Below are 7,049 nucleotides of genomic sequence, written 5' to 3' on the forward strand. Positions count from 1 at the left end.
AAGCAGTACTTCATCTCAGCGATACCGGTGCCGGGTTTGATGGTGACACCAAGGACCGCCTGTTTGAGCGATTTTACCGTGCTACGCAGCAGGAGGTACAGGACAAGCCCGGAAGCGGTTTGGGGCTGCCGCTGGTGAAGGCTATCCTAGATCTATATAGTGGTAAAATCAGAGCATACAGTAACGGTTTGGGAAAAGGAAGTACATTTGTAGTTGAGCTTCCGCTGTCTGATGGTGATGAGGTTTAACTTGGTTTTGTGGCTTCAATCTTTTTAAAGATTCCCGTTGCCGTTAAATTTCGAATTCTCTCAATATCCCAGCCGGCATTTTCTACATTTTCTACTGTATGCCGGGCAATATGAACCCCACTCAAGTAATGGATGGGGGCGTCCAGTTTTTCCATTATGCTTGCCAAAACAGGTTGTTCGGCTTGCATGTGTTCCAACAAATTTAATTTCCCACCCGGTTTGGTAACGCGTAGAGCTTCCTGCAGGCCGACCACTGGTTCGGGAACAGAGCAAAACACAAAAGTTGCAACTACCTCATCAAAATGATTGTCGGGAAAGTCCATGTCTTGGACATCCATTTCGCGGAGGGTCATCGAATCGTTCATCGATTTGGACAACAATTTTTTGGCCCGTTTAAGCATGTCAGGGGAAAGGTCAATCCCGGTTAATTCAATCTGATTGGGATAGTAGGAGATATTTTTACCGGTACCCACGCCAATTTCCAATACTCTAGGCCCTTGAATTTTCTGCCAAAGCTTTCGTCGCCAATTTTTATACCATAGTTTTTCTATGGGCCACTCCATTAGATTATATATCACCGAAGTTGTATTATATCGCTTTCTGGTAAATTTTGTTTGTCTGGGATTTTCTTTCATAACAGGACTCAATCTATCCAGATATGGTTTATATGCAATTCTGATTTATGATTTAAACTTAAGATATGATGTATGGTGCAGTTCAAAACAGCACCATACATATAAACAATTCTGTTCTGTTTTTAGAAACTTATGACAGCTTCAATCATAACACCATTGAATTCAGCGCCTTCATATGGACTGCCAGTATACCCGTTCCCATTATAGTTCTGGGTTACATACTCCAGCTTGGCCAGTACATTTTTAGTCAGAAACCAGCCGCCTCCTATATTAAATCGGTCAATCTCGATGGCGCCATTGGTGGTCTCTCCGTCGACTAAGTTATATCTGCCACCGATATAGATATCTTCGTTGGTGCCAAACCGATAAAGAAGTTCTGCTCCATATTGGTTAAAGGTTCGACGATCTGCTGCCGATTTTAACTTACCGGCCGTGTTTTCAAATACTCCGTAGAATTCAAGCCCCTGAAATTTAATGAAGGGGTTAATCATAATAGCAGTCATTTCACCTGGGGCTGGAGGCTGGCCATATCCCGGGGTAAAACTAGGAGAAAACCGCCCCGCACGGAAATTGCCTGGTGTAATTACATCATAATAGCGGGAACCAGCCCGGTCGCCCGAATACAGGTATATGGATGCCGACTGCGTAATATTTAAAATAGATCCGGTCAATCGTACTCGCAAATCTTCATTGACCTGCTTATCATAGCCGATCTTCCCGTAAACAGTAGGCTTTGTTTTAAAACCATTACCGTCGGCATCAGTAACGCTTTGATTCAGTTTGCCATTGCTGATTCCAACCATGGCAAGCAATCCTTCATTAAAATAATATACTTCACCAGCCACTTCAGTGGTAAACGAATCCATAATATAGTTACCTACAAATGGATTATAAATAGCCTGAGCATTATCGGTTCTTCTGAAATGGTTGTCACCATAGTTCAGTTCCATATGTCCAACTTTAAAGCGCAGTTTGTCCATCAATCCGTCAAATAATCCTTCCTGTATAAAGTCAAGCCGGTCAACTTGTAGATAGCCGCCTTTTACATAGGCTTCATTATGATTTTGTGACGAAAGGTAGGTGCGCAGGTGCATGCGTACGCCATTGGCTAGTACAGCATCAAGATCCAGGTTGGAAGTGGCTAAGTTAAAATTGGATTCCAGGTCGGTAAGGGTACCAGCTGCATTATCATGTCGCAGTCCCTGGAATTGAATCGTATTGGCTCCACCTAATCGTACTTCGATACCATCGAATTCAACATCTGTGTGAAATGGTGCTTCAAACTGATTGAGGCCTCGTTGATCCGGATGTGTAAAGTATTGGAAGTCGCGGGAAAACTGTCCGAATGCGCTTCCAACATTTAATAAAAGGGCAACAACGCCAAATATGATATATTTGATTGGGAGTTTCATAATTATGTTCTGATTTTTTGGGTTATAAGTAAAACGTTCAAACTCATCGAGTAGGATAGTCCATTGTGAAATAAATACCGCGGTATGGAACGGCAACTGGCATTTAAGTTTTCTGCTCAATGATAATATCTTGTTCCTTAAAGGAAGCTTAAATCAGAACCCCGATTAAAAAAATCAAGGCTTCTTTAAAGAAGAGCTAAATACAGATATGTGAAAATAGAAGGGATATTATTAATAATACTACATTTTTTAAAATAAACACTCAAATCAAACGGATTACAAAATAGCTGCCGTCTTCTTCGCTGATAAACTTTTGCCAGATGATACCCTTATTCTTTTCTATAATCTCCATGACCCGGTACCTAAATCCTTTCACTTTGACTCCCAGGACATAAACACCGAGATCCACGGATGAATTGATTTGGTGCTGCCCTGTCTGTAGGGTATCATTGATAACTACCTGTCGATCATAAATGGTAATTTTACTATTGCCTCCCAAGAACCCAACTAGTCCTTTATCAATTTTTAATGAAAACTCTATTGGTTTCATCTTCCAGTCCGTTTTAGGATTGACAGGATAAAAGGCTTTTTCATCTTTAACATTCACTTTAATCTCGCTTCCTTTTCCATAGTCAGTAAAAGGAAATACATTTAATAACACCTGTTGTTCATCAGGTTTACAGGTATAGATCGTTTTGGTACTATCCTGGAGCTCTCCTTCAGCATTATACGAATATAGTTTAACGGGAAGACGGTAGATATCTGTTTGTTGGTCAATAGAACCGACCATAAATTTCTCAGAGGATTGCACCTGTCCATCCTTATTATAGTTACATTTTTGATATCGGTTACCGTCGATTTCGAATAGTAACATCTCCGTGGATTGCTGGGCCTGAAGGACATGCAAAGGCAGTATTCCCGCCCAAACCAAAAAACTTAAGAAAAATGTAATTTTTTGCATCGACATTAAGGTGTTTAAAAAAAATTAATCTAGTTGGATTGATCCTGGTAAATATCATTCCAGTTCCAGCCGTTGCTATGTAATAAACCCTGCAGTGAATTTCTGCGCTCTTCTATTTCATGTTGGGCTGATGACATAATTTGGTGCTGTTTTAATGGAATGTTGTTGGGTTTCAGGTATTCAATATCCGGAAAATGAGGAAGGTTCTTTTCCGGTACTTGATTGTAATGACGCGCTGCTGCTTTAAGAAACTTAGTGATCGAGTCTCTGAGTGGTCGAATATCCTGTGTTCGCAATGTTTTTGATTCAGCATAATGGATCAGAATAGTTAATGTCTCATCCAGATTAACCAAATTTATTGATAGTGATTCCTCCCTGGTGATACTATAGAAATAATGCACGGCTGGATGTGCGTAATGATTTTGGTTGTGCAGATTGATCATCTCCTGCAGCCTAATTGAATAATCCAATAAATTTTTGAAACGCCCTTCATCTTGATCATACAGATGAACGATAATTTCTTTAGGCGAGTCTCCCAAATTCGCAATAAAGAGACTGAGATTCCTTTTATGAATAACGGCATTTGTCAAACTTATCAGGTAGGTCATAGCCGTTGTTATGAATATAAACCCGACGAAGGAAAAAGCCGCCAATATGATTTCCCATATTTCCGATTCTGCTACATAATCACCTATGCCTAATGTGGATAAGGTGTAGCCACTCACATATAATTTTGACAGGGCATTTGCGGGCTGTCCGGAAGCAGGATCAATAATGGAACCGGAATCACCCATCAACAGCAAGAAAAATCCAATCCACAAAAGACCTATCCAGCAAACGACCAGTGCTAGTATTTGAAACACCCCTGAAAAGCGGAGTATCCCTCTTTTTTTTGTTTTCTTGTGAATCCAAAGAAAGAAGGATGCTATGCCCCATGAGATATTTCGGCTAAGGATACCTGCCCCGTTAAAAGATACCGTTGTATAGAAGAAATCACTAAAAATGGCAATCAAGACAACGACTCCAGAAATGAGGTATATTGTATTCATACTGTTATGGAGGTCAATTTAGTAACCATTGTACGCCGATGCCCACAACAATTGTAAGGATGAAAGTACTTATCCATACTACTGAAATTGCTGGGGCGTAAGATTCGGTGCTTTTCATTTTCGATTCATGGAAAAACATTGGCACGATTATCCGCATATAAACCGCCAGTGAAATGGTGCTGTTTAGGATGGCAACCACGGCCAGCCACGTAAAGCCGGCTTCAATGGCTGTACCAAACAACAGGAACTTGCCTGCAAAACCAGCTAGCGGCGGCATGCCCACCAGGGAAAGCAGGAAGACCGTCATACCCACTGCAGGCCATGGTCGCCACTTACTGATATTCTTGAAATTCTCAAGCCGGGTTCCTTCCGCCTGGGTAATGGCGAACGCACCAATGTTCATAAGCATGTAGGCTGCGCCAAAGACGATCAAAGAATCCAGCACCAGAGAACTTTGGCTGATGCCTATAATTCCCAGCAAATAATAGCCCGACTGGGCGATGGTGGAGTAGGAAAGCAACCGCACGACATTATCCTGCCATAAAGCTACAACGTTGCCGTAGGTCATGGACATAGCCGCGAAGACTGCCAGGATTATGGGCCAGTCCACCACTGCTACCGGCAGCTCGCGGAGAACCTGAACCAGCGCAAAAAGCGCCCCTATTTTGGGAACTACAGACAGGTAGGCAGCCACGGAAACCGGGGCTCCTTCAAAAGTATCCGGTGTCCAGAAATGAATGGGAAACAGGGAGGCAGCATAGCCGATTCCCGCCACCAGGCTGATAAATCCGATGAGTGTGACCAGCGCGGGCAAGTTTGGGTCGTTCAGTCCCGAGAGAAGGGTGGTTCCCGTCAAACCCACCCAGAAGGTGATTCCAAAAAGCATGATGGCCCCGGTTACCGATCCGTACACAAAGTACTTCATGGCACCTTCGCTGGAGGAGTTTTCGCGGGGATGAGCCGCCATCGCCATCCCCGAAAGCGTGCCGATGAGCAGGCCCAGCACGATGAACATGAAGTCGCCGCTACCCGCCAAAATCATAGCGCCCAGCGCCCCAAATACCATCAGGGCATAGACGGCGCCCTCCCGCGGTGTTCCTTTAATTTCGGCACTGGCCAGTAGAGCACATAAAATAGTGGCGGCTGATAGTATAATGACGGCCCAGAGGCTCAGCCTGTCAACCCTAAAGGTTTCGGAAAAGGCGGTGGTGTGGGTTCCCAGCATGGAGATGGCCGTACCTGCGGCAATCGTCATTCCTATGATTAACACCCTTATCCCCCACTGCGGACGACGCATCATCTCGAGGCTTAAAACCACCACAGCCGTTACGAGAACGGCCAGTTGCGGTGCAATAGACACTAAATCTATACCCATCTGACTCATAATCCAAACAGCTTAGTGGTTGCGTGAATGATGGAGAGCAGGGAGTCTGGATAGAGGCCAATAATGAATGTTGCCGCTATAAGAGGGATTATAGCCCAAAGTTCGCGCCGTCCCAGGTCCGGCTGCGCATGATGGTCTTCCGGTAATGTTCCGAGAAAGACTTTTTGGATGGCACGAAGATAGAGCGCCGTGGTAAGAGGCAGCCCAATAATTATGAAACCAACCGCAACCGGGTACACGTCAAAGCCGCCCAGGAAAATTTGAAACTCGGCCGGAAAGTGCGCCAGCCCCGGCAGACCTAGTGAAGCAAAGGCGGCAACGACAAACATACCGCCGAGCAGCGGATAGGCTTTCAGTAGTCCGTTCATCTGGTTCATGTCTCTTGTTTTGGTACGATCTTGGAGGGCACCCACCAGCAGGAAGAGTACGCCGGTCACCACTCCGTGACTGATCATCTGAAGCACTGCCCCGTCCAGTGCGATCATGCCACTGACAGTGGTGGTTGCTGCTGCAATAGCTACCCCAAAGACAAGGTATCCCATGTGGTTTACACTGGTATAGGCCACCATCCGTTTGATGTCGGTTTGGGCTAGCGCCACGAAGGCTCCATATAGTGCCGTAAAAACGGCAATAATGATGACATAAGGCGCAAATTCACGAAAAGCATCTGGTGTCATTTGCAGGGGAAAGCGAATGAAACCGTAGGTTCCCAGCTTCAGTAACACACCGGCAAGGATAGCACTGCCTGCAGCCGGAGCTTCGGTATGAGCCAGAGGAAGCCAGGTATGAAACGGGAACAGCGGCGTTTTAATGGCGAAAGCAATAAATAATCCCCAAAAAATGAGGGAAGCCGCCATGCCTGTTACCTCGGGATTGGCGATCAGCTGCTGCATATCGAAGGTGCCGAGGGGCGAATATAGGTATAATCCCAAAAAGGCCAGCAGCAGAAACAGGCTGCCCACCAAGGTGTAGATAAAGAACGTGAGTGCTGCTTTCTTGCGATGTTCGTGTCCCCATTTGGCTATTACGAAATACATTCCCACAAGGGTGATTTCAAAGAATACATAAAATAAAAAGAGGTCGAGCGCCAGAAAAACACCAATACAGGCGGTTTCAAGAAGCAGTACCAATCCTATAAATGCATTGGCGTTGTCCTTGATTTTAGAGGCGAAAATCAGAGAGGTTAAAAAGAGCACGGCCGTGAGTAATACCAGTGGGTAACTTATGCCATCTACGCCCAGCCGGTAGGCGATGTCTATGGAGGGAATCCAGCTAAACTCTTCTACCTGAGATAAACCCGGACCGATGCCGCGCACCCAAATTAGACCCGCACTCAATAGGGTGAAAGCAGTGGTTGTAA

General features: G+C 44.8%; 7 protein-coding genes. 1 reads left to right on the forward strand and 6 read right to left on the reverse strand.

Going from position 1 to position 7,049, the window contains the following annotated elements:
• On the forward strand, positions 1 to 248 hold a 248-nt coding region (locus tag B151_RS19115; RefSeq protein ID WP_040517243.1), incomplete at its 5' end, for an ATP-binding protein.
• On the opposite strand, the gene B151_RS0117135 is transcribed toward B151_RS19115, so the two are convergent.
• From B151_RS0117135 to B151_RS19120, 6 genes are all read right to left on the reverse strand, one after another.
• Complete coding sequence (locus tag B151_RS0117135) at positions 245 to 883, reverse strand: class I SAM-dependent methyltransferase (RefSeq protein ID WP_020404867.1); 639 nt, start codon at positions 881 to 883, stop codon at positions 245 to 247. The genes B151_RS19115 and B151_RS0117135 overlap by 4 nt on opposite strands.
• A 122-nt stretch (positions 884 to 1,005) precedes the next feature.
• Positions 1,006 to 2,295: a hypothetical protein gene (locus B151_RS0117140; RefSeq protein ID WP_020404868.1), complete on the reverse strand. Its 1,290-nt coding sequence runs from the start codon at positions 2,293 to 2,295 to the stop codon at positions 1,006 to 1,008.
• 262 nt (positions 2,296 to 2,557) lie between these two features.
• Positions 2,558 to 3,256, reverse strand: coding sequence for a hypothetical protein (locus B151_RS0117145; RefSeq protein ID WP_020404869.1), 699 nt, complete (start codon positions 3,254 to 3,256; stop codon positions 2,558 to 2,560).
• Between the two features lie 29 nt (positions 3,257 to 3,285).
• Positions 3,286 to 4,305: a potassium channel family protein gene (locus B151_RS0117150; RefSeq protein ID WP_040517244.1), complete on the reverse strand. Its 1,020-nt coding sequence runs from the start codon at positions 4,303 to 4,305 to the stop codon at positions 3,286 to 3,288.
• Positions 4,306 to 4,318: 13 nt separating this feature from the next.
• On the reverse strand, positions 4,319 to 5,689 hold the full coding sequence (locus B151_RS0117155; RefSeq protein WP_020404871.1) for an NADH-quinone oxidoreductase subunit N: 1,371 nt from the start codon (positions 5,687 to 5,689) through the stop codon (positions 4,319 to 4,321).
• Positions 5,686 to 7,049 (reverse strand): complex I subunit 4 family protein (locus tag B151_RS19120; protein WP_020404872.1); only part of this gene is annotated, 1,364 nt, incomplete at its 5' end. The genes B151_RS19120 and B151_RS0117155, both read right to left, overlap by 4 nt.

Source organism: Gracilimonas tropica DSM 19535 (assembly GCF_000375425.1).
Classification (GTDB): Bacteria; Bacteroidota; Rhodothermia; order Balneolales; family Balneolaceae; genus Gracilimonas; species Gracilimonas tropica.